The sequence below is a fragment of the Pseudomonas sp. BC42 genome (assembly GCF_021560055.1).
In the GTDB taxonomy this organism is placed as follows: Bacteria; Pseudomonadota; Gammaproteobacteria; order Pseudomonadales; family Pseudomonadaceae; genus Aquipseudomonas.
Map to the genome: position 1 here is coordinate 4,544,598 of NZ_CP091067.1, position 24,707 is coordinate 4,569,304.

Sequence of the window (24,707 nt, forward strand, 5' to 3'; positions counted from 1 at the left end):
CCTCAGCGCAGTTGCAGCGGGTCCACCAGGCCGGCGGCAATCGCCATGCCCACCAGCTGCGGCAGGTGCTCGGCCCGCATGCGCTTCATCACCCGTGAGCGGTACAGGTCGATGGTCTTGATGCTGACCCCCAGCTGTTCGGCGATCTCGCGGTTGCTGTAGCCCTGCACCAGGGGCAGCAGCACGTCCTTCTCCCGCGGCGTCAGGCTCTCCAGCAGCGCCTGCACCCGGGCCTGCCCGGCGCTCTGGCTCTGATGACGGTCGGCGCGGCTCAGGGCCTGCTGCACGCTGTCCAGCAGCAGCTGTTCGTTGTAGGGCTTCTCGATGAAATCCACCGCACCGGCCTTGAAGGCACGGACCACGATCGGCACGTCGGCGTGGCCGCTGACAAAGATCAGCGGCAGGTGGATATCGCGCTGGCGCAGCTCTTCCTGGACATTCAGGCCGCCCATGCCGGGCATGCGCACATCCAGCAGCACGCAGGCATTGAGGCTGGGGTCGCAGTGTTCGAGAAACTCCCGGCCGCTGGTGAAGGGCACGGCCTTGAGCCCCACCGACTCCAGGAGCCAGACGGTGGAGTCGAGCATGCCCGGGTCGTCGTCGACCACGTACACCAGCTGCTGCGCCTCACTTGTCATTGCCTTGCTCCTGTCGTTGCGGGGGAAGTTGCCTGGGAAGTTGCCGGGGGGTCGGCCGGGGCGCTGGCCGGCAGCCGGCAGCACATGCGCAGGCCCACCGCCTGGGGCTGGGCCTGCAAGTCGCCGCCAAAGCCCTCGACGATGCTGCGGCTCATGGACAGCCCGAGCCCCAGGCCGTTGGCCTTGCTGGTGTAGAACGGGGTGAACAGCTGCGGCAGTTGCTCGGCACAGACCCCGGGGCCCTGGTCGCTAACGCTGATCTGCACCCCGCCTTCGCTCCTCGCCTCGGCCGCCAGGACAATGTGCGAGCCCTGCTGCCCATGCACTTCACGATTGGCTTCAATGGCGTTGCGCAGCAGGTTCAGCAGCACCTGCTCCAGCAGCACCCGGTCGGCGTACACCGGCGGCAGATTATCCGCCAGGTGCAAGTCGATCGTCACCTGGCTGGCCTGGGCTTCCCAGGCACACAGGCGCACGGTTTCCCGGGCCACTTCGGCGAGGTCCAGGGCCTGCACCCGGCGCCCGCCCTTGCGCAGGAAGGCCCGCAGGCGCTTGATCACTTCGGCGGCGTGGGTCGCCTGTTCGGCGATTCGCTCCAGGCCCTGGGCGACCTTGTGCGCGGCTTCGGGCTGGGTGTCCAGGGCTTGCAGGTAACGTTGGCTGGCATTGGCGTAATTGACCACTGCGGCCAGGGGCTGGTTGATCTCATGGGCGATGCCCGAGGCCAGTTCGCCCAGGGTCACCAGCCGCGCGCTGTGGGCCAGTTCGTCCTGGTGATGGCGCTGCTGGGCCTCGCGCAGTTCGCGCTCGCTCTGGTCGTGGGCCACCAGGGAATAGAAGCGCTCGCCACTGGCCGCGCGGTGGGCCAGGAGCATCAGCGACACCGGCACCGAGGCGCCGCCGGCCGGCGGTTGCAGGCGCGCCTCGATGCTCCAGCGGCCGCTGCGCTCGGCGCGCTCCCAGCCCTCGCGCTGCAGGCTGTCCAGCACGTGCGCGCTGAGTATCGAGGCCAGGCCGGGCATCGCCTGATCGGCCGCCAGCCCCAGGGTGCGCCGCGCCGCCGGGTTGAGGTAGGTCACCGCGCCGCCGGGCTGGATGAACAGCACCGGGTCGGGGTTGGCTTCCACCACTTCGGCCAGGCGCCGCTTGTTCTCTTCGGCCTGGACCCGGGCGGTGATGTCCCGGGACACCGCCACCACTTCCACCACGGTGCCGGTGTAGGTGTCGCGGATGCCCCGGCAGGCGGTTTCGAACCACAGGTAATGACCGTCGCGATGGCGGATGCGGTAGGTCATGGTGTGGTAGCCGTCCTGCTCCAGGGCGTCGCGGGTGCGCTGCATCAGCCCGGCCAGGCCCTGGCTGTGGAACAGGCTGCGGGCCAGCAGGCCGCGCAGTTGTTCGGGCCAGTAGCCCAACAGGGTCCAGGACGCCGGCGAGGCATCGAGGAAGCGGCCGTCCGGGGTGTGCCGGGAAATCAGGTCGGTGGTGTTCTCGGTGATCAGCCGGTACAGGCGCCGGGCCCGGGCCGACTCGCGCTCGGCCTGGACCTGGGCGGTGGCCTCCTGACAGCGCGCCAGCACCCGCTGGTGCAGGGGGTCGGGAATGAAGCTCCAGAGCAGGATGCGTTCGCCCCACTGGGCCTCCACCTGTTCGATGGCACGCTGCTGCTCCAGGCAGGCGCGCACCAGGGCCGCATGGTTGATCGGCAGCAGGGCCGCAACATCAGCGCTGGCGGTGTTGTCGAGCCACTGGCGCAGTGCCGGGTTGAGGTCCAGCGGCTGCGCCCGGGCGTCCAGCAGCAGGCTCGGCTGCGGGTCGTGGCCCAGCCAGGGCGAGTCCGGCAGCTGGCCTTGGCGCTGTAGCTGCAACCAGCGGCTCAGGTGGGTGGAGGTGGGCATGGTCGATCAACCTGTGGGTGGCAACAGCGATTTTCTCAATATAGTACAACTACTATACAACTCAGGTAGTACTTCCATATCAATCGACAAACAGTATATAAAAGACCCCGGATAAGTCACCGAGCTTTCGCTGGGTGTGCTGTGTACCTGTAAGGAACGCCTGATAAGGATCGCCTGACCGTTGGAGCTGGCTTGCCAGCGAAGGGGCCCGTGAGAGCGCTTTCGCCGGCAAGCCAGCTCCTACGGGCCAGGGTGTTCTTGAGATCGCCTTCGCCGGCGAACCGGCTCCTGCAGTGGGTGTCCCTCAGGTACACAGCACGCGCCACCCAAGCCTCGGCCAATAGAGCTAATAATCAGCCACCGGGTACCCGAACCATGTCCATCTACGAGCAAGGCCTCGCGCCGTCTGCCGTCAACCATATCGCCCTCTCCCCCTTGAGCTTTATCGAACGCACCGCTGCGGTTTACCCCGAGTATCCGGCGGTGATCCACGGTTCGATCCGCCGCACCTGGGCCCAGACCTACAGCCGCTGCCGGCGCCTGGCCTCGGCCCTGGCCGGGCGCGGCATCGGCAAGAACGACACCGTGGCGGTGATGCTGCCGAATATCCCGGCGATGCTCGAAGCGCATTTTGGCGTGCCGATGATCGGCGCCGTACTCAATGCCCTCAACGTGCGCCTGGACGCCGAGGCCATCGCCTTCATGCTGGCCCACGGCGAGGCCAAGGTGCTGATCGCCGACCGCGAGTTCCACGGGGTGATCCACGCGGCCGTGGCCATGCTCGATCACCCGCCGCTGGTGATCGATGTCGACGATCCGGAATACGGCGAAGGCCAGGCGGTCAGCGACCTGGACTACGAGGCTTTTCTCGCCGAGGGCGACCCGGAGTACCCCTGGCAGTGGCCGGAAGACGAATGGCAGGCCATTGCCCTGAACTACACCTCGGGCACCACCGGCAACCCCAAGGGCGTGGTCTATCACCACCGCGGCGCCTACCTCAATTCCCTGGGCAACCAGATGATCTGGGCCATGGGCAACCACCCGGTGTACCTCTGGACCCTGCCGATGTTCCACTGCAACGGCTGGTGCTACCCGTGGATCGTCACCGCCCTGGGCGGGGTGCATGTGTTCCTGCGTCGGGTCGATCCGCAGAAGATCCTCAACCTGATCCGCGAGCACCAGATTACCCACCTGTGCGGCGCGCCCATCGTGCTCAATGCCCTGGTGAACATGCCGGAATCGGCCAAGGCGGCCATCGACCACCCGGTCAACGCCATGGTCGCCGGGGCCGCGCCACCGGCCAAGGTGATCGGCGCCGTGGAGGAGATGGGCATCAAGGTCACCCACGTCTACGGCCTGACCGAGGTCTATGGCCCGGTGACCCTGTGTGCCTGGCACGCCGCCTGGGACGAGCTGCCGCTGGAGCAGCGGGCGCAGATCAAGTCGCGCCAGGGCGTGCGCTACCCGACCCTGGAAGGGGTGATGGTGGCTGATCCGAAAACCCTCGAACCCATACCCCGGGACGGCCAGACCATCGGCGAGATCTTCATGCGCGGCAACACCGTGATGAAGGGCTACCTGAAGAACCCCAGCGCCACCGCCGAAGCCTTCGAGGGCGGCTGGTTCCATACCGGCGACCTGGGGGTGACCCACCCGGACGGCTATATCGAAATCCGCGACCGGCTCAAGGACATCATCATTTCCGGCGGCGAGAACATCTCCACCATTGAGCTGGAAGGCGTGCTCTATCGCCACCCGGCGGTGCTGGAAGCGGCAGTGGTGGCCCGGCCCGACGAAAAATGGGGCGAAACCCCCTGCGCCTTCATCACCCTCAAGGCCGATCACCAGGACGTGGGCGAAGCCGAGATCATCGCTTTCTGCCGCGAACACCTGGCGGGCTTCAAGGTGCCGCGTACCGTGGTCTTCAGCACCTTGCCCAAGACCTCCACCGGCAAGATCCAGAAGTTCGTCCTGCGCGACCTGGCGAAAAACCTCTAGCCTGAATACACCGACCCAGCCCCCGTAGGAGCTGGCTTGCCAGCGAAGGCGCTCTCACCGGCCCACCCCTCGTAGGCGCTGCCCGAGCGGCGCTCCGCTTGCCAGCGAAGGCGTCGGCCAGGGCGATGCATGGCTTGCGGGCCTCTTCGCCGGCAAGCCGGCTCCTACAAAGGGGCGGGCTTGGCGTTTTCGATTCATGCGGCCACGGCCGCTCAACCTCCCCTTTTGCCCGAGGTTCCTGCAATGCCCGAATTCAATGCTCCGCTGCGCGATATGCGCTTTGTCCTGCATGAAGTGTTCAACGCACCCAAGCTCTGGGCGCGCCTGCCGGCCCTGGCCGACACCGTGGACGCCGACACCGCCGACGCGATTCTCGAAGAAGCGGCCAAGGTCACCGGCAATCTGATCGCCCCGCTCAACCGCAGCGGCGACGAGGAAGGCGCCAGCTGGCACGCCGGGCAGGTGCGCACCCCGGCCGGCTTCAAGGAGGCCTACCGCACCTACATCGAGGGCGGCTGGGTCGGCCTGAGCGGCAACCCGGCCTACGGCGGCATGGGCATGCCGAAGATGCTCGCGGTGCAGTTCGAAGAGATGCTCTACGCCGCCAATTCCAGTTTCGCCCTGTATTCGGCCCTGAGTTCCGGGGCCTGCCTGGCCATCGACGCCCACGCCAGCGAGGAGCTCAAGCAGCGCTACCTGCCACCGATGTACGAAGGCCGCTGGGCCGGTTCCATGTGCCTGACCGAGGCCCACGCCGGCACCGACCTGGGGATCATCCGCACCCGCGCCGAACCCCAGGCCGACGGCAGCTACCGGATCAGCGGCAGCAAGATCTTCATCACCGGCGGCGAGCAGGACCTGACCGAGAACATCATCCACCTGGTGCTGGCCAAGCTGCCGGACGCCCCGGCCGGGCCCAAGGGCATCTCGCTGTTCCTGGTGCCGAAGATCCATGTCGACGCCAACGGCGTGCTCGGCGCGGCCAACGCGGTGAGCTGCGGCTCCATCGAGCACAAGATGGGCATCAAGGCCTCGGCCACCTGCGTGCTGAACTTCGACGGCGCCAGCGGCTGGCTGATCGGCGAGGCCAACAAGGGCCTGGCGGCGATGTTCACCATGATGAACTACGAGCGCCTGTCCATCGGCATCCAGGGCATCGGCTGCGCCGAGAACTCCTACCAGAACGCCCGCACCTACGCCCGCGAACGCATCCAGAGCCGCTCCCCGGCCGGCCCCGTGGCCAAGGACAAGATCGCCGACCCGATCATTGTCCACCCCGATGTGCGGCGCATGCTGCTGACCATGAAGGCCATGACCGAAGGCGGCCGGGCCTTCGCCAGCTACGTCGGCCAGCAGCTGGACCTGGCCAAGTTCGCCGACCAGCCCCATGAGCGGCACAACGCCGAAGCCCTGGTGGCGCTGCTGACCCCGGTGGCCAAGGCGTTCTTCACCGACACCGGGCTGGACAGCTGCGTGCTCGGCCAGCAGATCTTCGGCGGCCACGGCTACATTCGCGAATGGGGCCAGGAGCAACTGGTGCGCGATGTGCGCATCGCGCAGATCTACGAAGGCACCAACGGCATCCAGGCCCTGGACCTGTTGGGGCGCAAGGTGGTGGGCAACGGCGGCGTGGCCCTGCGCCTGTTCACCGGCGAGATCCGCGACTATGCCTACCTGCCCGGCGCCGCCTACGCCGCCGAGCTGCTGGACGCGGTGCAGCGCCTGGAAGACCTCAGCGACTGGTTGCGCGAGCAGGCGGCGCAGAACCCCAACGCGGTGGGCAGCGCCTGCGTCGAGTACCTGCAGCTGTTCGGCTACGTGGCCTACGCCTACCTGTGGGCGCGCATGGCCCAGGTGGCCGAGCACCAGCGCTCCGAGGACGACGGCTTCTATGGCGCCAAGCTGGCCACCGCGCGGTTCTATTTCAGCCGCCTGCTGCCGCGCATCCTCAGCCTGGAGCAGAGCATTCGCGCCGGCAGTTCCTCCTTGTTCGGCCTGGACGCCGAGCACTTCTGAGCATCCGGGCAGGGCGCCTGCCGCCCTGCCCCGACTCCAGCGCCAAGCGCCAAGCTCAGGCAACAGCACACCCCACGGATGCAAAACCGCAAGCGGCCCGGCATACTTCGCACCCGGACACCGCCCAAGGAAGAAACGTGTTGGCCCCCGCCCTGATCGTCGCCAGCTCAGCCATCGTGCTGCTGCTGGGCAGCCTGCACCTGATCTACACCTTCGCCACCGACAAATTCCAGCCCCGTGATCCGGCCCTGGCCGAACGCATGCGCCAGGTGTCGCCAATGATCACCGGCCAGACCAGCCTGTGGCGTGCCTGGGTCGGCTTCAATGCCAGCCATAGCCTGGGGGCGATGTTGTTCGGCCTGGTCTATGGCTACCTGGCCTGGCTGCACCCGGCCCTGCTGCTGGAAGCCCGCGGCCTGTTGCTGATCGGCCTGGGCTTTCTCGCCAGCCTGTGGCTGCTGGCGATCCGTTACTGGTTCCGTATTCCCCTGGCGGGCATCAGCCTCGCCCTGGTGCTGTTCGCCGCAGGAACTACGCTGCTTTTCAGCTGACGGGTACCCGTTGCCCAACCGCTCCAGCCCTGCCCGACCTGAATAAATTCCGGAGTTCACATGGAACGTCAACCCCCCAACGAAGGCGCCGCCGCCCTGCGTCAACCCGGCAAACGCCCCTGGTATATCTACCTGATGGCGATCTGGGCCCTGATCGGCATCGGCGGCCCTCTGAGCCAGCTAGCGCGAAGGGTGTTCGCCGATGAGCCGCTGCTGTTGCAAGTCAGTTCGGTGCTGATCCTCGGCGGCGTACTGCTGCTGATCATCAACCTGATCAAGCTGAAACCGCAGTACATCGTGGCCTTTGGCGTGCTCTGCTGCCTGGAAGTGGGCCTGCAGCTGTTCGGCATCATCGACCGCCTGTACAGCGGCGACACCCTGGCCCACGCCGCGCTGCTGCTGATCTATCTGGTTCCGGCACTGGCCTTTGCCCTGCTGGCCCTGCGCACGAAACTGCTGAGCCGGGCCAGTGAGTACCGCCAATCGGTCGACCTGCAGAACCGAATCGCCTTTGCGATGAAACACAACAAACGCTGAACCTGCCGGCCCGGCGCCCAGTGGCGCCGGGCCAGATACCCGCTGCCCAATCGAGTCCCTTCATGTCCCGTCTGTACACCCTCTGTTCCTGGCTCTACCTACCGCTGTGCTGGATCGCCGTGGCCGCGCCGACGGCCAGCATGATCCATTGCAACCTGAACCTGATCGTGCCCCGGGAGGTCGGCGGCACCTTGTTCGGCGGCTCCATGGGCTTTGTGATGTACCTGGGCGGCTGGGCCCTCAGCGTCCTGGGCCTGGTGCTGGCGCTGCTGACCCGGGTGCCCGGCGCGCGTCTGGCCTGGATCGTCGCCGGGCTGGCGCAGTTGCTGCTGGGCCTGTGGTGGCGGATCAACTACCCGGATGATTTCGACGGCAACCTGCTCTTCAGCATCCAGCCCCGGGAGCTGGACTATGTGATGGTCTTCGGCTTTGCCCTGGTCTACAGCGGCGTCTACCTGTTGCGTCAGCAGCGGCTCAAGCCGCGTCCACCCGCCACTGGCAATCGGCTGTTGCTGCGCACCCTGTGGGCCCTGGTGCTGGGGGCGGCCTTCATCCTTCCACCGCTGCAGGCCATCACCCGCAAGCCACTGCCCTATTGCGCCTTCGACCGGGCCGGCAATCAGTTGAGCGTATGCCTGGGCCCAGGCACCCGGGTGATTGTCGACTGAATGGCCCCCTGACTTCATTCCTCCTTTTCTTGACCTTGATGAGTGTGCCCATGTCTCGCCTGTTTACCCTGTGGTTGTGGCTGTACCGCCCCCTGTGCTGGATCGTCGTCGCCATCCCGCTGTCGGTGATGCTGTTGTGCGACGTGCAAATGATGCAACCGCGGGATGTCAGCGGCACGCTGTTCGGCGGCGCCATGGGGTTTCAGCTGTACCTGTTTGCCTGGGTGCTGTGCCTGATCGGCCTGGTCCTGGCCCTGCTGACCCGGATGCCCGGCGCGCGCCTGGCGTGGCTGCTGGCCGGGCTCGTGCCCTTGCTGCTGGGGGCCTGGTGGCGGCTCACCTACCCGGATGATGAAGATGGCAGCCGCTCCTTCAGCCCCCAGGACTGGGAACTGGACTACATGATGGGCATCGTGTGCCTGTTCGTTATCAGCGGCCTGTACTTCTACTGGCGCCGACGCCTCGTCTCACGGCCCGCCGCCACCAGCGCCGATGTGCTGTTTCTGCAAACCCTGTGGGCGCTGGTCCTGGCGGCGGCGTTCATCCTGCCGCCGCTGAGCTTCATCAAGCAGCAATCCCTGCCCCGCTGTGCGTTCAACAAGGCCGGGGAGCAATTGACCGTGTGCCTGAGCGATGATCCGAACGAGCCGGTCATTGTCGACTGACCCGGCGCTTGCAGCAGCCCGGACAGAAAAAAGCCCCGATCGGTCCGGGGCTTTTTTCTGTCGGCTGCTATCGATGTTGGGTGGCCGGTGATGCCCTGCGCACCGGCAAGGCGGCGGCGAAAGCCATGGCCTCTTCCCGGGTGCCGAAGCTGGCGAGCCGATCACCCGCCGTACAGACCTTCCAGGGCCCGTGGTTGACGCTCAATACCTGATAACCGTTGATCTGCAGCTTGTTCAGCAGCGGCGTACTCATGGACACCTCCCTTGTTCTCCGCGTGCCTGGGGCTTGGGCGTTTTACCTTACACCCGCAGAACCCTCCGGCGACGGCCGCATGTCGGCGCGACGCGCTCATTTCCTCAGGTTGGCCAGAGGGTCGTAGGCTCGCGAGCGCTTGCGCCGGTGCTCGGGTTCCGGCTGATCCAGGGGCGCCCTGGCCGGCCCCACCGGATCGATCTGGGGATCGGCGAGGTCCGGCGAATCGGGGTCGAAACCCGGGTCATGATGATTCGAGGCATGCTCGGACGAGCGCGGCCCCGTGGGGGTCTTGGCAGCCATGGTCAGCTCCTGTGCTAGCCCGCAAAAGGACGGGGACAGCCGTTGGATCGCGATCCGTTCCCAAGGTGCCGGCCAGCGGACCAATGGCCACCGGCAAATTGCATTGCACGGCGCCGCGTCGCAGGATGACGCCCTGATCCACAACCGCTGAAAAGGAAGTGCTGATGACGATTCGTGCCGTGGTTTTCGATTTTGGTGGCGTGCTGTTCGACTGGAGCCCGCACCACCTGTACCGCCAACTGATCCCCGACGACCAGCGTCGCCAGTGGTTCCTCGACACCGTCTGCACCCAGGCCTGGAACACCCAGCAGGACGCCGGCCGGCCCCTGGCCGAAGCCACCCGCAGCCTGGTGGCCGAGCATCCCGAGCATGCGCCGTTGATCGAGGCCTATTACGGACGCTGGCCGGAGATGCTCAAGGGGCCACTGGACGAAGGCGTGGCCCTGCTGGAGGAACTGCACCAGGCGCAGGTGCCGCTGTTCGGGTTGACCAACTGGTCCCAGGAAACCTTTCCCTATGCCTGGGAGCACTACCCGTTCTTGCAGAAGTTTCGCGACATCGTGGTGTCGGGGCAGGAGCGGCAGATCAAGCCGGATGCCGAGATCTATCACACGGCCTTGGGGCGCATTCGCGCGCATGTGCCGGGGGTTGCGCCTGAGGAGCTGGTGTTCATTGATGACCATGCGCCAAATATCGTCGCGGCCAGGGCGTTGGGGTGGCGGGCGATTCATCATGTGGCTGGGGGAGAGACGCGCAGGCAATTGAGGGAGTTGGGGGTGGTTTGAGGTTTTTTTTTGGGGGGGGTGGAGTGTACATATCCGTTGCTGCGGTCACGGCCACTTAGGGTTTCGCTCTTACAGCGACTCACTTTTGAAAATCCGGAATGCCGGCCCAGACAAAAGTAAGCAAAACGCTTCTGCCCCTCCACTCGGTGCCTCGCCTAGCGAGGCATGCCCGAACGAAGGCATTGATCCGTGGGCCGCCGCACTGGGCCATCCATGGCCCAGTGCGGCTAACCCGGCGTCCTGCCGGGTTACCCACGGCTCAATGCCTGCGTTCGGCCATCGTGTCTAAAGGGGCAGGAAGATCAAAAACCAGATCAAAAACAAAATCTGAATGCGGCCTGCCGGCCAACCTGTTTCATCGCCGTTCGCATTACATGTAGCCGCTGCCGCAGGCTGCGACCGGCTCCGCAGGAGACGCTAAACCTGCATCCCCGATATTCCTGACCTATCGCGCCGCCTGGTTTTGCGAGCGCGAGCGCTCGTTCGCAGCCTGCGGCAGCGGCTACAAGGAACCAGCCTGCGCACCTGGGTTTTGGCGTTGGCTTTTGATCTTGATCTTGATCTTCAGGCCCCTTCCCAGCAGGCCGAGCGCAGGCGTTGCGTAGGGGGCAGCTCGGCATGGATGCCGAGCTAGCCGCCACCCGGCCATGGATGGCCGGTTGGCGGCGGGCCCCCGGAGCAATGCCGGAGCTCGGGCACCCCGAGCCCCAGCGAGGGGCCGTATGGAGGGGCAAGACTTTTTGCTTACTTTTGTGTCGTTTGACAAAAGTGAGTCGCCGTAAGGGCGAAACCCTAAGTGGCCGTGACCGCAGCAACGGATATGTACACCGCCCACCGCTGTAAGAGCGAAACCCTAAGCCACCGTGACCGCAGCAACGGATATGTACACCGCCCACCGCTGTAAGAGCGAAATCCCAAGCCACCGTGACCGCAGCAACGAATATGTACCCCGCCCCACTCGCCGCAAGATCGAAACCCCAAGCCACCGTGACCGCAGCAACGGACATGTACCCCACCCACCGCTGCAAAAGCGAAACCGCCAGCCCCCCTCTATCGCCATCCGCACTCACCTCCCCCTTGCATATCGCCCTTTGGAATTTCCACAAAATCAACCCCTTACCCCCGTGAATCCACCCGTCGGAAACCCACAAAATCAATGTGCCATTACCCCGCCAACTCCCCCCGCGCTGCTTAACTGCAAGGGCTGCCAAGTACCGCAGCCCCCCCTAAACCCCACGGAAGGCACACACCATGAGCCCCACCTCGCAACACACGGTTGTTCCCTACGGAGTCGCGATCCAGTCGGCCATCGCCGAAGGCCAGCTACCCCAGATGAAAGCACTGCTGGCCAAGCGCGATCCGAAGGGCGACGAACCCAAGGATCTGAAAAGCGCCTACGAGCGGCTGGCCAAGGAAGTCGCCCGGCTGGAGCAGCACTGATCGCTGTTTCCCCGTCATTGAATGGAGGCAAAGCATATGTCCGGTTCCAATTCCCACGCCGAAGGTCTGTTCCCCCTGAGCTATCGCATCGGTACCGATAAGTCCGGGGCGCCCAGTCTGATTCTCAACCTGCTGGTCTACACCCCCGACCACAGTGTCCGCGGCGGTTCGACCATCACCCAGGCGCTCAACCCGCCACCCGACCTGCACAGCGATGTCTGGGGTCAGTACACCTACCTCACGGTCATGCACCCCACCACCAGCAAGATCCTCATCACCGCCCAGGGCAATCAGGGCGGCCCCGGCTCCAACGCCATCATCACCTTCAAGCTGCACCTGGTGGTCGGCGACGACTGGAAGGAAGGCATCGCCAACTACCAGTACTTCAACGGCCACGACTGGGTTTCGGTCAATCAGGCCCCCGCCCGCCTGCAGGAGACGGTGCAGTCCAGCAGCCTGTCGACGCCAGAGCACTCGGGCCACTACAGCGCGGTGAACAGCACCAGCGCCGCGCTGTACGGCGGGCCGATCCACGGCGCCATCGCCAGCGGCGATCTGGCCCAGATGAAGAACCTGCATCGGGTGGCCACCCAGCAACTGGAGCAGCTGCCGCTGATCCGCACCGCGCTGGACGCCGCCAAGGCCGAGATCAAGAAGCAGGAACGCCGCTGATCAAGGCCATTCATCGCACCTGATGCCTTCTATCCAGATAAGGAGTTGCAGCATGACAATCGGACTGTTCCATACCCGCATCATCGTCGCCAATCCTGTGATCGGAGCGCCGGTGCTGACCCTCGACCTGCTGGTCAACACCCCGCAGAAAAGAGTCAGCGGCGTGGCCCGGATCACCCAGAGCACCTCGCCACCGCTGCAGTTCCGGGCGGATGTCTGGGGCGACTACTCCCAGGTCAAGCTCGATCCGTCCAGCGAGGGCCACATCATCCTCAGCCTGGCCGGCAACCCCAGCGGTCCCACCAGCCAGATCGCCGAGACGTTCCATCTGCAGGGCATCCTCGGCCTCGACTGGGCCAGCGGCTTCGCCAGCTACAAGTACCAGTACCAGGGGCATTGGCACGTGGTGCAACACGCCGCCGTGAGCCAGGCACCGGTGGAGCAGAAACAAGGCGAACGCGCAGTCCAGGCCGGCCAGCCCGCCATGCATCCCCACCCGCTGTACGCGGTGGCGCTGCAGGAGGCCCAGACCAGCGGCGACCTGGCGCGGCTCAAGGCGCTGGTGGCCCAGGGCGAGCAGCAGCTGGCCAACAGTGAAAACCTGAGCCAGGCGGTGCAGCAGCTGCAGGCGGAAATCAGCCGCCTGGAGCGCCGCTGAGTCCAGGCCAGCGGGGCCGGCCGTCAGCGGACGGCCCCGACTTGGGCCAAACCGATCGCGCCCGTACCGCACACCCGAGGCGCGCCTGTTTCGATGGCTTGCTGCCGCGCACCGCTGGGTGCGCAAGGATCTTTCATGTCAGACCGTCTCCCTGCCCGCTACCTCAGCGAAAACGACCTCAAGCGCTATGTGCCGGTGCACGTGGTCTGGGAAATCACCCTCGCCTGCGACCTCAAGTGCCTGCACTGCGGCTCCCGCGCCGGGCACCGGCGCCCCGGGGAACTGAGCACCGAGGAATGCCTGGCGGTGATCGATTCACTGGCCGCCCTGGGCACCCGGGAAATCACCCTGATCGGTGGCGAAGCCTATTTGCGCAAGGACTGGACGCGACTGATCCAGGCCATCCACGACCACGGCATGTACGTGGCGATCCAGACCGGCGGTCGCAACCTGACCCCGGCCAAGATGCAGGCCGCGGTGGACGCCGGGCTCGATGGCGTCGGCGTGTCCCTGGACGGCCTGGCGCCGCTGCACGACGCGGTGCGCAATGTGCCGGGCTCGTTCGACAAGGCCCTGGACACCCTGCGCCGGGCCAAGCAGGCCGGGCTGAAGATCAGCGTCAACACGCAGATCGGCGCCGCCACCCTGCCCGACCTGCCAGCCCTGATGGACCTGATCATCGACGCCGGCGCCAAGCACTGGCAGATCCAGCTGACGGTGGCCATGGGCAACGCCGTGGATCACCCGGAACTGCTGATGCAGCCCTACCAGCTGCTGGAGGTCATGCCGCTGCTGGCGCGCCTGTACCGCGAAGGCAATGAGCGCGGCCTGCTGATGAACATCGGCAACAACATCGGCTACTACGGCCCCTACGAACACATGTGGCGCGGCTTCGGCGACGACCGGGTGCACTGGACCGGCTGCGCCGCCGGGCAGACAGTGCTGGCCCTGGAGGCCGACGGCACGGTCAAGGGCTGCCCGTCCCTAGCCACCGTGGGCTTCTCCGGCGGCAACGTGCGCAACATGAGCCTGCACGACATCTGGCACTACAGCGAAGGCATTCATTTCGGCCGCCTGCGCTCGGTGGACGATCTGTGGGGCTATTGCCGCAGCTGCTACTACAACGACGTCTGCCGCGGCGGCTGCACCTGGACCTCGCACTCACTGCTGGGCAAGCCGGGCAACAACCCCTATTGCCACTACCGGGCCCTGGACCTGCAGAAAAAAGGCCTGCGCGAGCGCATCGTCAAACTCGAAGACGCCGGCCCGGCGTCCTTCTCCGTGGGCCGCTTCGACCTGATCACCGAGCGCATCGACACCGGCGAAGCCGTGGCCAGCGTCAGCGACAGCGGTCAGGTGATCAAGCTGGCCTGGGTCAACCAGGGCCAGGCAGCCCCCGCCGAAGGCCGCATTCCGCCGCGCCTGGCCCTGTGTCGCAGTTGCCTGGAGTACATCCACGCCGTCGAGACCACCTGCCCGCACTGCCACGCCGATGTCGCCGCCGCCGAAGCCCGGCACCAGGAGGACCGGCTGCGCCAGCAGGCCCTGATCAACACCCTGCACCAGTTGCTGGGCCTGCCCCCGGAGCAGCCGCGCCTGTAATCGCCGCCCGTTGCGCCGCCGCCCCCCGACGCGGCGGCGCTGATATCGATGCCGCCGCCCTGGCGCGGACGTTGCCCGCCGTCCACTGCGCAAGATTTTGCGCCTATCATCGAACAGCCGGCAGAACCCTGTACTAGGATACGAGGCGATCCTTTGTCGATCGGAACCAGAACGGAGATCAATCAGCGATACCCGAACTCGTTGCTATAACGCTGTCCTGCCACACCTTCACATTCATGGATGAAATGATGAACGCACAAGTATTGTTTCCACGCATCGGCAAGGTCATTGCCAGCACCGGCAGCCGCCATTTTCCGCGCATGCTCCACGACCTGATCCTCACCCAACTGCCGGTGGACGCCACCCACATCACTCGACTGCCGGTGGACCCGCACCAGTCGCCCGAGCACAGCGAGCAGCCGCAGCTGCAGAGCCACTACCCGCTGCACAGCGACGCCCACTGCGGCGACGAGCCGCTGTTGCAGGCCGGTTTTCCCGAGCCGGCCGGCACGCCCGAGGCCCGGCAACTGCCGCCGCGCCGCGAGGGTTGCGCCGAGACGGCACAACTGCACCTGACCGGCCGCAAGGATGCCTACCATTACGTGCTCTCGGTGTACCGCAGCAATCAGGCCGAGAGTTTCTCGCCCCAGGAGCGCCTGCTGCTGGAGGACTTCTCGCCCCTGCTGTTGCCAATGGTGGAAAAGCACATCAGCGCCCTGCAGCCCCAGGCCGCCTCCACAGAGCAGGACGGCGCCACCCTCGAAGGCCTTCAAACCCTGCGCCTGCGCTTTACCGAGCGTCTGGCGCAGTCCGGGCTGAGCCTGTCCAACCGTGAGTTGGAAGTCTGTGTCGGGCTGCTGGCCGGGCGCACCGCGCCGCAACTGGCCGAACAGCTCAGGCTCAAGGTCAACACCGTCGAGAGCTACCTGAAACGCGCCGCCATCAAGCTGGGCATCAGTGGCCGCCATTCGCTGCTGCGCTGGATGTACTCGCCCCAGCCCTGAGCCGCGTCCCCAGGCCCTGGCGAGGCCTGTGTGTCCCGGTTTTCCCCTACAGACGCACAGAGCTCGCCCGGGCTTAAATCCAATGCCGGGAACCGCTACAGGTTCAAGGAGCCTCTGCCACGGACCGTCGTGGCAGTCGCGTTTCGAGCAGCGATTCGTCTCGATCAAGGATGATATGGATATGAATCAGACCCGCAGTATCGCCAACATGCCAACCTCGCATTTCTACTTCGAGCTGGGGCAGTTGATCTCCAGCACCGGCCATGCCCGCTTCGCCAAGGACATGCTGCAACTGGTGAACCAGCTGGTGCCGGTGAACCAGTTGCAGCTCAGTGAATGGACCCTCGACGAATGCCAGGCCAGTTCCCTGGAGATCACCCTGCTGGGACGCGCCGGGTTGCAGGATGACCTGCCCCTGCCGGAGCCCCCGCGACGCCATGACCCGCTGCTGCAAAAGATGCTGGAAATGGACGACTCGCTGCTGATTCAAATGAATGCCCAGGGCAGCCCCGCTCGCCCGACCCCGCACCAGTGCCACCTGGTGTCGCGCAAAGCCAGCCGGCGCTGTGTCATCGCCCTCTACCGCGATCCCGCCCAGGGCGGCTTCACCCTCAGCGAACTGTCGTTTCTCAAGAGCCTGTCGGCGACCCTGCTGCCGCTGCTGGAACGCCACGCCCAGTTGCATCGGCAACAGGCGCTCAAGCACCTGCGCAACTGGAGCCTGCGACCTCTGGACGCGCGTCGGCAGACGCCGCTGCAACGGGAGTTCGACGAGCGCCTGTCACTGGGAGACATCAACCTCTCGGCCCGGGAGAAAGAGGTCTGCCTGGGGCTGCTGACCGGGGGCACGGTGCCGGAAATGGCCCAGCGCCTGAGCGTCAAGAACAGCTCCGTGGAAACCTACCTCAAGCGCGCCGCCGCCAAGCTCGGGGTCAGCGGCCGCCACGGGCTGGCCAAATGGATGGTGGGCGCCTGAGAGCAGCCCCAGGTCGCAGGTTCCGGGCCAGCAGCCTCCTCCCGCAGGGCACCTCCTCCGTCCTCGGCTGACCGCTGCCGCGCCACCGGCCAGCGGCTTGCGCAGCCCCGGCTCAGGGCCGTGCCTCGGCGCGGTCCTGCGCGGTGACTGAGGTGAGGCGCGCCAGGCGCGGCGCCAGCCAGCGCTTCAGGTCGTCCATGCAACTGAAGACCACCGGCACCAGCACCAGGCTCAGCAGGGTCGAGGTGATCAGCCCGCCGATCACCGCCACCGCCATGGGGGCGCGGAACCCGGCGTCGGCGCCGCTGCTGAGCAGCGCCGGCACCATGCCCGCGACCATGGCAATGGTGGTCATGATGATCGGCCGGGCGCGCTCGGCCCCCGACTGGATCAGGGCCTGGTGCCGGGGCATGCCAAGGCGACGCTTCTCGAGGGTGAATTCCACCATCAGGATCGAGTTCTTGGTGACGATGCCCATCAGCATCAGCAGGCCGATGACCACCGGCATGTCGATGGCGGCGCCGTACAGCAACAGGCCGCCAATCGCCCCGCCGACGGACAACGGCAGTGCGCTGAGGATGGTCAAGGGCTGCAGGAAATCGCGGAACAGCAGCACCAGCACGGCGAACACCATCATGATGCCCAGGCCCATGACCACGCCGAACTTGTCGAACATTTCATTCATGTATTCGGCATCGCCGTACTCGACACGGCGCACGCCGTCGGGCAACTGCTGCAGCGCCGGCAACTGGCCGATGGCTTCCAGGGCCGTGCCCAGGGTGATCCCGGCCAGATCGGCATCCACCGACACCCGGCGCAACCGGGAGAAGCGCTCGATCCGCGCCGGCCCGCTGCCATAGCCGATATCGGCCACCGCGCTGAGGGGCAGCACCGTCCCCCTGTCGGTGCTGACGCCGAGGTTGCTCAGGGCATTCAGGTCGCCCTGCTCGATGGCCGGCAGCAGCACCCGGATCGGCACCTGGCGGTCATGGAAATTGAAGCGCGCCGAACTGGCGTTGATTTCGCCCACGGTGGCGATCCGCGCCACGCTGCCGATGGCCTGGGCACTGACCCCGGCCCGGGCCGCTTCGTCCACCCGCGGCTGGATCAGCAGCTCCGGACGCGGCAGCGGCTCGTTGACCTGGACGTTGGCGATGCCCTGGAGCGCCCGCATGTCGCGTTGCACGGCATGGGCGGCGCGGCTCAACGCCGGCCCGTCGGGCCCCACCAGGATGATCGAGATATCCCGCGCCGCGGTTTCACCACGAAAGGCGTAGCGCAGGTCGGCAAAGCCGTTGAGCAGCGGCCGCAGGGACTGTTCGAAGGCCTTCTGGCTGAGCTCGCGCTGGTCCGCCGGGAGCAATCGCACCAGCAGTTGGCCGGTGGCCACGTCGGTGGCCCCGGAGGCATCCTCGCCGCCGGCGGTGACGAACACCGAGAGCACCTCGGGCCGCTGGCGAATCTGCCGGGCCATGTCGGCCAGCACCTTGTCGGTCCGCACCAAGGGCGTGCCGGGCGGCAGGGAGACGTCGATGCGCGACAGGCTGAGGTCATTCACCGGCATGAACCCCGAAGGCAACAGCGGCACCAGGGCGAACGAGCCGACCAAAAACAGCCCGGCCAGCCCCAGGCTCAGGCGCCGGTGCCGCAGCGCCCACTCCAGCAGCTTCAGGTAGCGCCCCAGCAGGCCGCCGGGCGCCATCGGCCGCGGCTCATGGCCCGCACCCGGGGCCTTGGGCTTGAGCAGATAGGCCGCCATCAACGGCGTGACCAGGCGCGCCACCAGCAGCGAAGCCAGCACCGCCGCCGAGACGGTGATGCCGAACGGGGTGAAGTACTGGCCGATGAAGCCACCGATGAAACTCACTGGCAGGAACACCGCGACCAGGGTGGCGGTGATCGCCACCACGGCAAAGCCGATGGCGTCGCTGGCGTCGATGGCCGCCTGGTAGGGACGCTTGCCCTGGTCCAGATGCCGTTCGATGTTCTCGATCTCGACGATGGCATCGTCCACCAGGATGCCGATCACCAGGGTCAGGGCCAGCAGGGTGATGCTGTTCAGCGAATAGCCGAACCCGGCCATGACGGCGAAGGTCGGCAGGATCGACAGCGGCAGGGCAATGGCCGCCACCAGGGTGGCGCGCCAGCTTCGGAGGAACACCAGGACCACCAGGACGGTCAGCAGCGCGCCTTCGACCAGGGTCATGATCGCCGCGTCGTAACTGGCCAGGGTGTAGTCCACCGAAGAGGAGATCTGGCGGATCTCCAGGTCCGGGCGCTGTTGCTGCAGGCGCTGGATGACCGCCTCGACGCCGGCCGCCACCCGGGTGTCGCTGGAGCCCTTGGCGCGAAACACCGCGAAGCCCACCACTTCCTCGCCGTCCAGACGCGCCTGGGAACGGGCCTGGCTGGCGCCGTCATGCACCCGGGCCAGCTCCCCCAGGCGCGCCCAGCGCCCCTCGCCCAGGGCAATCGGGGTCTGGCTCAGGGCCTCCACCGTCAGGGCGCTGCCCAGGGTGCGGATCGACTGTTCGCTGTGGCCCAGCCGGGTCCGCCCGCCGGGCACGTTGATATTGCTCTGCACCAGTTGGCCGTTGACCTGCTCGGCGGTGAGGCCCAGGGCTTGCAGGCGCTCGGCCATGAGTTCGACCTTGACCTCGCGCTCAACCCCACCCAGGCGCTGCACCTTCTGCACCCCGGGCACCGCCAGCAGTTCGCGGCTGAGCTGGTCGTCGACGAACCAGGAAAGCTCCACCAGGCTTCGCGTGGTGCCCTTCACGGCGTAGTTGAGGATGGCCCCGCCCTCGACGTCGATGCGGGTGATCATCGGTTCCTCGATGGTCTGCGGCAGGTCGGCGCGGATCAGCGCGATGGCGTCGCGGATGTCGTTGGCGGCGCGCCCGGGATCGACTCCGAGCTGGAACTCCACGGTGGTCACCGAGATGCCGTCGGCCACCGTGGAGGTGATATGGCGGATGCCGGCCAGGCCGGACACCGCGCGTTCGACCCGCAGGGTCACCGCGTGTTCGAGTTCGGTGGGGGCCGCGCCGACCTGGGACACCAGCACCGTGATCACCGGGAACTCGACCCGCGGGTTGGCGTTGATCGGCAACTGCAGAAAGGACAACCAGCCGCCCACACTGAGCACCAGGAACAGCACCAGGGTCGGAATCGGTCGGCGGATCGCCCAGGAGGACAGGCGCAGGCTCATGGTTCCAGCTCCTCGTCTTCAGCCGGCCGGACCCGGTCGCCCTCACGCACGAAGGCCGAGGCCCGGGCCACCACTCGCTCGCCTTCCGCCAGCCCGGACAGCACTTGCACCTGGATGCCGTCACGCCGGCCGACGCGAACCTGCCGCAGACTGGCCTTGCCCTCCGGGTCCAGCACCACCACCGCGGCCTGTTCGTCACTGGTGAACGTCAGGGCGCGCTGCGGCAGCACCAGGCTCGGGCCCTGGGCCGGCAGTTCCAGGCTACTGGTGGCAAAACTGCCGGCGCGCAGCTCGGGGTCGGCCGCCAGGGTAATGCGTACCCGACCGCGACGGCTCGCGGGGTCGACTTTCGCCGCCAGCAGGCGCACCTGGCCTTGCACCGGGGTCGGCAGGCCCGTTACCTGGACCGCCAGCCGGGTGCCGACCTGCAAGGCGCGCAGGGCGCTTTCAGTCACCTCGCCGTCCAGCTCCAGGCGGTTGTCGCGGATCAGCCGGAACAGCGGCTCGGAACCGGCGAGGGCGCCAACCCGGGCATGCCGTTCGGACACCACGCCGGCCACCGGCGCTCGCAGCGTGGCTTTCTGGCGTTGCGTCCGGGCGTCCGCCAGTTGCGCCCGGGCCTGGGCCTGCTCGGCCCGGGCCGCCGCCAGGGCAGCCTGGGTGGCGCGGGCCTGGGCCCGTTGCTGGTCGACTTGCTGGGCGCTGGCGGCACCGATGCCGCCCAGTTGTTCCAGGCGCTGATGGCTGGTCCGGGCCTCGACGCTCAACGCCTGCTGCTGACCAATCAACGCCGTCGCTCGCTCCAGCGCGGCCTCGGCCTGGTGCACCTGAGCATCCAGGTTGTGGGTTTCCAGCTCGGCGAGGACCTGCCCGGCACTGACCCGGTCGCCCTCCTCCACCCGGACCGAGGCCAGGCGCTGATCCTGCAGGGCGGTGCCGACGGCAATCTCTTCCTGGGGCACCAGGGTGCCGCTGATGAAGATGCGCTGCCCGACATTGCCGGTACGGACCTGCACGCTGCTGACTTTCAGCGCGGGCGGTGGTTCCTGGCCGTGGCTTGCCGGCAACTGGGTCTGCGGCAACCACAGGGCCAGCAGCGTGCCCACCAGGGTCAGCAGCGTCACCAGCAACAGCCTGGGGGTATGTTTGGCCAGGCGCCGCAAGCGCTGGCTGCGACATTGCTCGGGAGTGGGATCGATCGAGTTCATGTGTCGGGTACTCAAGGATTCATCGGCGCCCGGAACACGGGCACGCTGCCCCGGAGCCGGCAAGCGGCCCGAGACGCCATGACGCAAGCAGGGCAACGGCCACAGAGCCGTTGCAAGGTGGCAGTCAGCCGGGTTCGGGCTGCTGGGGACGCAGGAAGCGACGAATGATCAGGCGCAGCATCGGCTGGTGGGCCAGGGCCTGGAAATCCGCCTCCATCACCACCCGGGCGATGGCGCCTTCCGTCAGCGCCAGCAGCCACACCGCGGCCATGTCCGGGTCCAGCTGCGGGTCGATCTGACCGGCGGCCATGCCGCGCCGGAGCAAGGCCGCCAGGTCGGCCTTGACCCGCGCTTCGTTGGCGGCGAACAAGGCCCCCATCTGCGGGTTGCGGGTGGCCTCGGCCGCCACCTCGATACTGATCCGCGCGTGCAGCGGCTCGCTGCAGGCCTGCATCATCGCCAGGGCGATGTGCTCGACGGCGTCCAGGGCGTCCTCGGCTGCGTCCCACTGGGAGAACAGGCGCGTCATGGCCTTGCGGTCTTCCTCGGCGATTGCGGCAATGATCGCCGCCTTGCTCGGAAAGTAATGGAACAGGTTGCCCGGGCTCATGCCGGCGGCCGCGCAGATCTGCGCGGTACGGGTGGCGTGAAAGCCGTTCCGGGCGAAGCAGGTCAGCGCCGCGTCGAGGATCTGCTGGCGCCGGGCTTCCATCTTGTAGGGGTCTACCGTTCTCATTGCCCACCCTGGCGCCACAGGCCTTGCCGGCGCGATTCATAGACTGACTGATCGATCCAGTATTGAGCCGCAGTCCGGTCACTGTCCGAAGCCGTCGAAGCGCTTCAGTGCCGGTACATGCCGCGATCACAGGCTAGCGCGAGGGTTTTCCGAGAGCTGTAAATCTGTGTGAAAAATAGTGCAGGACTGCATAAGGCAACCAGCCGGGTTCGGCGGGACGCGGAGCGGATGCCGGAGCAATGCCTGGAGGGGATAGGAGCCAACCCGGCCAGCCAGGGGCAGTAGGCGGTACAACTAAGGCCGGGCGGGCGGATGCCGCGATGTTGCAGCCCGCCCTGACCAGGCACCGCCATGTTGCGGTTCACTGTGATACCTGGCCGGGCGAACGGGGGCCATTCTAGGCATCGGTCCGAACCGCGTATGTAAGAAAATTCTTATTCCTCAACGGCCTGAATCCCCTGCCCCACCAAGACGAAACAGGCCATTTTCAAGAACGCCGCGATCAACGGGTGCCCGGCACCAGATCGAGAATCTCGTCGATGCCCAGGCAACGGGGCTCCACCTCCAGGGTCCTTCCGTGTTCAAGGATGCCCACCGCCACATCGCGCATGGCCATGTAGGCGCTGCGCAACATGTGGTTGGCGTAGATCACCGCGTTGAAGCCGGCCCCTTCCAGCTCGTCGAAACTCAGGTGGGCATAGCTGGTCGGCACGCAGATCAGCGGCACCCGCGGGCAGTGGCGGCGGAACAGCCTGGCGAACTCGAGGATCTCCAGGCCGTCCTTTTTCCGGCTGTGAATCATGATCCCGTCGGCGCCGGCGGCGACATAGGCCAGGCAGCGTTCGATGGCGTCGTCCATGCCCTTGTCGAGGATCAGGCTTTCACAGCGGGCGATGATCAGCAGGTCCTCGTGGCTGCGACTGCTGCAGCCGACGCGGATCTTGTCGCAGAACTCCTCGATGGAGTCCTGAAGCTGGCTCACGGCGTTGCCGAACAGCGAGTTCTTCTTCAGCCCGCACTTGTCCTCTATGACCACCGCCGACACCCCGGCCCGATCGAGCATCTTCACGTGGATCGCGAAATGCTCGGCCTTGCCGCCGGTGTCGCCGTCGAAAATCATCGGCAGCGAACAGACATCGAAGATCTCGCGAATGCCGTGCAAGCGATTGCTCGGCGAGAGGATCTCGATGTCCGGCAGGCCCTTGTGGGTCGAGTCGGTCAGGGAGCTGGACCAGATGGCGTCATAGCTCAGGCTGGGCCCGGTCCCGCGCTCCAGTCGGGATTGTTGGGCCAGCAGCGCCGAGATCGGGCTGTGGGCTTCAAGCACCCGCAGACAGCGCTTGCGGCGCAGCAACTGGCTGAGGTTGGTTCGGCGAATATCAGCGTCCTGCATGGGATTCACGCGCCTCTTGTGGTTGGGGAACTCCGGGTTCGCGGCGGCCGGGCCGCCTCAGGGGTGGGTCATGTCGAGGGCCACCACGTAACGGTCGAAATCCGCGGCCGAGACGTAGCCCAGCTGTTGCGCCACTTCCCGCAGGGACTTGCCCTGATGGTGGGCGGTCTTGGCGATGATGGCCGCCTTGTCGTAGCCGATGTGGCGGTTGAGGGCGGTCACCAGCATCAGGTTCTTCTCGATGTTGGCCTCGATCCGCGCCCGATTCGGCTCGATGCCCAGCGCGCAGTGGTCGTTGAAGGCACGGCAGGACTCGGCCAGCAAGGTGATGCTTTCCAGCACGTTGTGCACCATCACCGGTTTGTAGACGTTGAGCTGGAAGTTGCCCTGGCTGCCGGCGAAGGCCACGCAGGCGTCGTTGCCGAAGACCTGGGTGCAGACCATGGTCAGCGCCTCGCACTGGGTCGGGTTGACCTTGCCCGGCATGATCGAGGAGCCCGGCTCGTTCTCGGGAATATCGATCTCGCCGATGCCGCAGCGCGGGCCGCTGGCCAGCCAGCGCACATCGTTGGCGATCTTCATCAGGGCCATGGCCAGGGTGCGGATCGCCGCCGAGGTGTTGACCAGCGCGTCGTGGGCCGACAGGGCGAAGAACTTGTTGCTGCACGACTTGAACGGGTAGCCGGTGAGCTCGGCGATGACCCGTGCGCACTCGTCGCCGAACTGCGGATGGGAGTTGAGCCCGGTGCCCACCGCCGTGCCGCCGATGGCCAGGTCATAGAGGCCGCCGAGGTTGAGCTGGATGGCGCCCAGGGCGTAGTCGATCTGCTCGACCCAGCCGCCAATCTCCTGGCCGAGGGTGATCGGCGTGGCGTCCTGCAGGTGGGTACGGCCGACCTTGACCACGTCGCGGAACTGCTCGGCCTTGTCGGCCAGGGTGTCGCGCAGGACCGCCACCCCCGGCAGCAGGGTTTCGTGGATCTCGCTGACCACCACCATGTACATGGCCGTGGGAAAGGTGTCGTTGGACGACTGCCCACGGTTGACGTGGTCGTTGGGGTGGATGGGTTTCTTGCTGCCCAGTTCGCCACCGAGCATCTCGATCGCCCGGTTGGCGATCACTTCGTTGGCGTTCATGTTGGACTGGGTGCCGGAGCCGGTCTGGAACACCACCAGCGGGAAATGATCGTCCAGTTGCCCGCTGATGACTTCGTCCGCGGCCTTGACGATCGGCAGGGCGATGGCTTCCGGCAGTTCGCCGAGCGTGAGGTTGGCCAGGGCCGCGGCCTTCTTCAGGATGCCCAGGGAGCGGATCATCGGCGCGCCCCACTGGAAGCGCGAACGGCCGATGGGGAAGTTGTGGATGGAACGCTCGGTCTGGGCGCCCCAGTAGCGGTTGGACGGTACGGCGATGGTCCCCATCGAGTCGGATTCATGACGCATGTTCAAGGTGCTCCAGTGGTAGGCGCAAAGCGCAATCAGGTCGGGGTTGCCG

At 66.5% G+C, this 24,707-nt stretch carries 22 protein-coding genes; 13 read left to right on the forward strand and 9 right to left on the reverse strand.

The window, feature by feature from the left end:
• Nucleotides 1–2 precede the first annotated feature (2 nt).
• Nucleotides 3–638 (reverse strand): response regulator transcription factor, encoded by a 636-nt coding sequence (locus L1O02_RS20305; protein WP_235758600.1) that lies wholly within the window; start codon nt 636–638, stop codon nt 3–5.
• Complete coding sequence (locus L1O02_RS20310; RefSeq protein WP_235758602.1) at nt 635–2,536, reverse strand: PAS domain S-box protein; 1,902 nt, start codon at nt 2,534–2,536, stop codon at nt 635–637. The genes L1O02_RS20305 and L1O02_RS20310 overlap by 4 nt, the downstream gene beginning before the upstream one ends.
• A gap of 375 nt (nt 2,537–2,911) precedes the next feature.
• Between L1O02_RS20310 and L1O02_RS20315 the strand changes: the two genes are divergently transcribed.
• The 6 genes from L1O02_RS20315 to L1O02_RS20340 all read left to right on the forward strand — a co-directional run bounded on the left by L1O02_RS20315 (nt 2,912) and on the right by L1O02_RS20340 (nt 8,971).
• Nucleotides 2,912–4,534: an acyl-CoA synthetase gene (locus L1O02_RS20315; RefSeq protein WP_235758604.1), complete on the forward strand. Its 1,623-nt coding sequence runs from the start codon at nt 2,912–2,914 to the stop codon at nt 4,532–4,534.
• Between the two features lie 243 nt (nt 4,535–4,777).
• Nucleotides 4,778–6,550, forward strand: a complete 1,773-nt coding sequence (locus L1O02_RS20320) for an acyl-CoA dehydrogenase C-terminal domain-containing protein (RefSeq protein WP_129406649.1) — start codon at nt 4,778–4,780, stop codon at nt 6,548–6,550.
• Nucleotides 6,551–6,687: 137 nt separating this feature from the next.
• Nucleotides 6,688–7,101 carry a hypothetical protein gene (locus L1O02_RS20325; RefSeq protein ID WP_060838466.1) on the forward strand — a complete coding sequence of 138 codons (414 nt, stop codon included), beginning with the start codon at nt 6,688–6,690 and terminating at the stop codon, nt 7,099–7,101.
• Between the two features lie 60 nt (nt 7,102–7,161).
• Nucleotides 7,162–7,638, forward strand: coding sequence for a hypothetical protein (locus tag L1O02_RS20330; RefSeq protein ID WP_235758606.1), 477 nt, complete (start codon nt 7,162–7,164; stop codon nt 7,636–7,638).
• A 62-nt stretch (nt 7,639–7,700) separates the two neighbouring features.
• Nucleotides 7,701–8,306, forward strand: coding sequence for a hypothetical protein (locus L1O02_RS20335; protein ID WP_235758608.1), 606 nt, complete (start codon nt 7,701–7,703; stop codon nt 8,304–8,306).
• Between the two features lie 50 nt (nt 8,307–8,356).
• Complete coding sequence (locus L1O02_RS20340; RefSeq protein WP_060838463.1) at nt 8,357–8,971, forward strand: hypothetical protein; 615 nt, start codon at nt 8,357–8,359, stop codon at nt 8,969–8,971.
• 67 nt (nt 8,972–9,038) lie between these two features.
• On the opposite strand, the gene L1O02_RS20345 is transcribed toward L1O02_RS20340, so the two are convergent.
• Nucleotides 9,039–9,224, reverse strand: a complete 186-nt coding sequence (locus L1O02_RS20345; RefSeq protein WP_235758610.1) for a DUF2188 domain-containing protein — start codon at nt 9,222–9,224, stop codon at nt 9,039–9,041.
• A gap of 96 nt (nt 9,225–9,320) precedes the next feature.
• Entirely contained in the window at nt 9,321–9,527 is a 207-nt protein-coding gene (locus L1O02_RS20350) for a DUF6021 family protein (RefSeq protein WP_235758612.1), read from the reverse strand.
• Between the two features lie 164 nt (nt 9,528–9,691).
• On the opposite strand from L1O02_RS20350, the gene L1O02_RS20355 reads away from it, so the two are divergent.
• The 7 genes from L1O02_RS20355 (at nt 9,692) to L1O02_RS20385 (ending at nt 16,664) form a co-directional block, all read left to right on the forward strand.
• On the forward strand, nt 9,692–10,312 hold the full coding sequence (locus L1O02_RS20355; protein ID WP_108546306.1) for an HAD family phosphatase: 621 nt from the start codon (nt 9,692–9,694) through the stop codon (nt 10,310–10,312).
• 1,251 nt (nt 10,313–11,563) lie between these two features.
• Nucleotides 11,564–11,752, forward strand: coding sequence for a DUF1843 domain-containing protein (locus L1O02_RS20360; RefSeq protein ID WP_060843028.1), 189 nt, complete (start codon nt 11,564–11,566; stop codon nt 11,750–11,752).
• Nucleotides 11,753–11,788: 36 nt separating this feature from the next.
• Nucleotides 11,789–12,424 (forward strand): DUF1842 domain-containing protein, encoded by a 636-nt coding sequence (locus L1O02_RS20365; protein WP_235758614.1) that lies wholly within the window; start codon nt 11,789–11,791, stop codon nt 12,422–12,424.
• Between the two features lie 52 nt (nt 12,425–12,476).
• Entirely contained in the window at nt 12,477–13,082 is a 606-nt protein-coding gene (locus tag L1O02_RS20370) for a DUF1842 domain-containing protein (protein WP_060838457.1), read from the forward strand.
• Between the two features lie 135 nt (nt 13,083–13,217).
• Nucleotides 13,218–14,684 carry a GDL motif peptide-associated radical SAM/SPASM maturase gene (locus L1O02_RS20375; protein ID WP_060838456.1) on the forward strand — a complete coding sequence of 489 codons (1,467 nt, stop codon included), beginning with the start codon at nt 13,218–13,220 and terminating at the stop codon, nt 14,682–14,684.
• 248 nt (nt 14,685–14,932) lie between these two features.
• Complete coding sequence (locus L1O02_RS20380) at nt 14,933–15,688, forward strand: helix-turn-helix transcriptional regulator (RefSeq protein WP_060838455.1); 756 nt, start codon at nt 14,933–14,935, stop codon at nt 15,686–15,688.
• A 181-nt stretch (nt 15,689–15,869) separates the two neighbouring features.
• A complete protein-coding gene (locus tag L1O02_RS20385; RefSeq protein WP_060838454.1) occupies nt 15,870–16,664 on the forward strand; it encodes a helix-turn-helix transcriptional regulator in 795 nt (264 codons plus the stop codon).
• Nucleotides 16,665–16,776: 112 nt separating this feature from the next.
• On the opposite strand, the gene L1O02_RS20390 is transcribed toward L1O02_RS20385, so the two are convergent.
• From L1O02_RS20390 to fumC, 5 genes are all read right to left on the reverse strand, one after another.
• Complete coding sequence (locus tag L1O02_RS20390) at nt 16,777–19,875, reverse strand: efflux RND transporter permease subunit (RefSeq protein WP_060838453.1); 3,099 nt, start codon at nt 19,873–19,875, stop codon at nt 16,777–16,779.
• Complete coding sequence (locus tag L1O02_RS20395) at nt 19,872–21,083, reverse strand: efflux RND transporter periplasmic adaptor subunit (protein ID WP_060838452.1); 1,212 nt, start codon at nt 21,081–21,083, stop codon at nt 19,872–19,874. Before L1O02_RS20395 ends, L1O02_RS20390 begins: the two co-directional genes overlap by 4 nt.
• A 124-nt stretch (nt 21,084–21,207) precedes the next feature.
• Complete coding sequence (locus L1O02_RS20400) at nt 21,208–21,819, reverse strand: TetR/AcrR family transcriptional regulator (protein WP_060838451.1); 612 nt, start codon at nt 21,817–21,819, stop codon at nt 21,208–21,210.
• 502 nt (nt 21,820–22,321) lie between these two features.
• On the reverse strand, nt 22,322–23,212 hold the full coding sequence (gene aepX / locus L1O02_RS20405) for a phosphoenolpyruvate mutase (RefSeq protein WP_060838450.1): 891 nt from the start codon (nt 23,210–23,212) through the stop codon (nt 22,322–22,324).
• Between the two features lie 57 nt (nt 23,213–23,269).
• Nucleotides 23,270–24,655 (reverse strand): class II fumarate hydratase, encoded by a 1,386-nt coding sequence (gene fumC / locus L1O02_RS20410; protein WP_060838449.1) that lies wholly within the window; start codon nt 24,653–24,655, stop codon nt 23,270–23,272.
• Between the last annotated feature and the right edge of the window lie 52 nt (nt 24,656–24,707).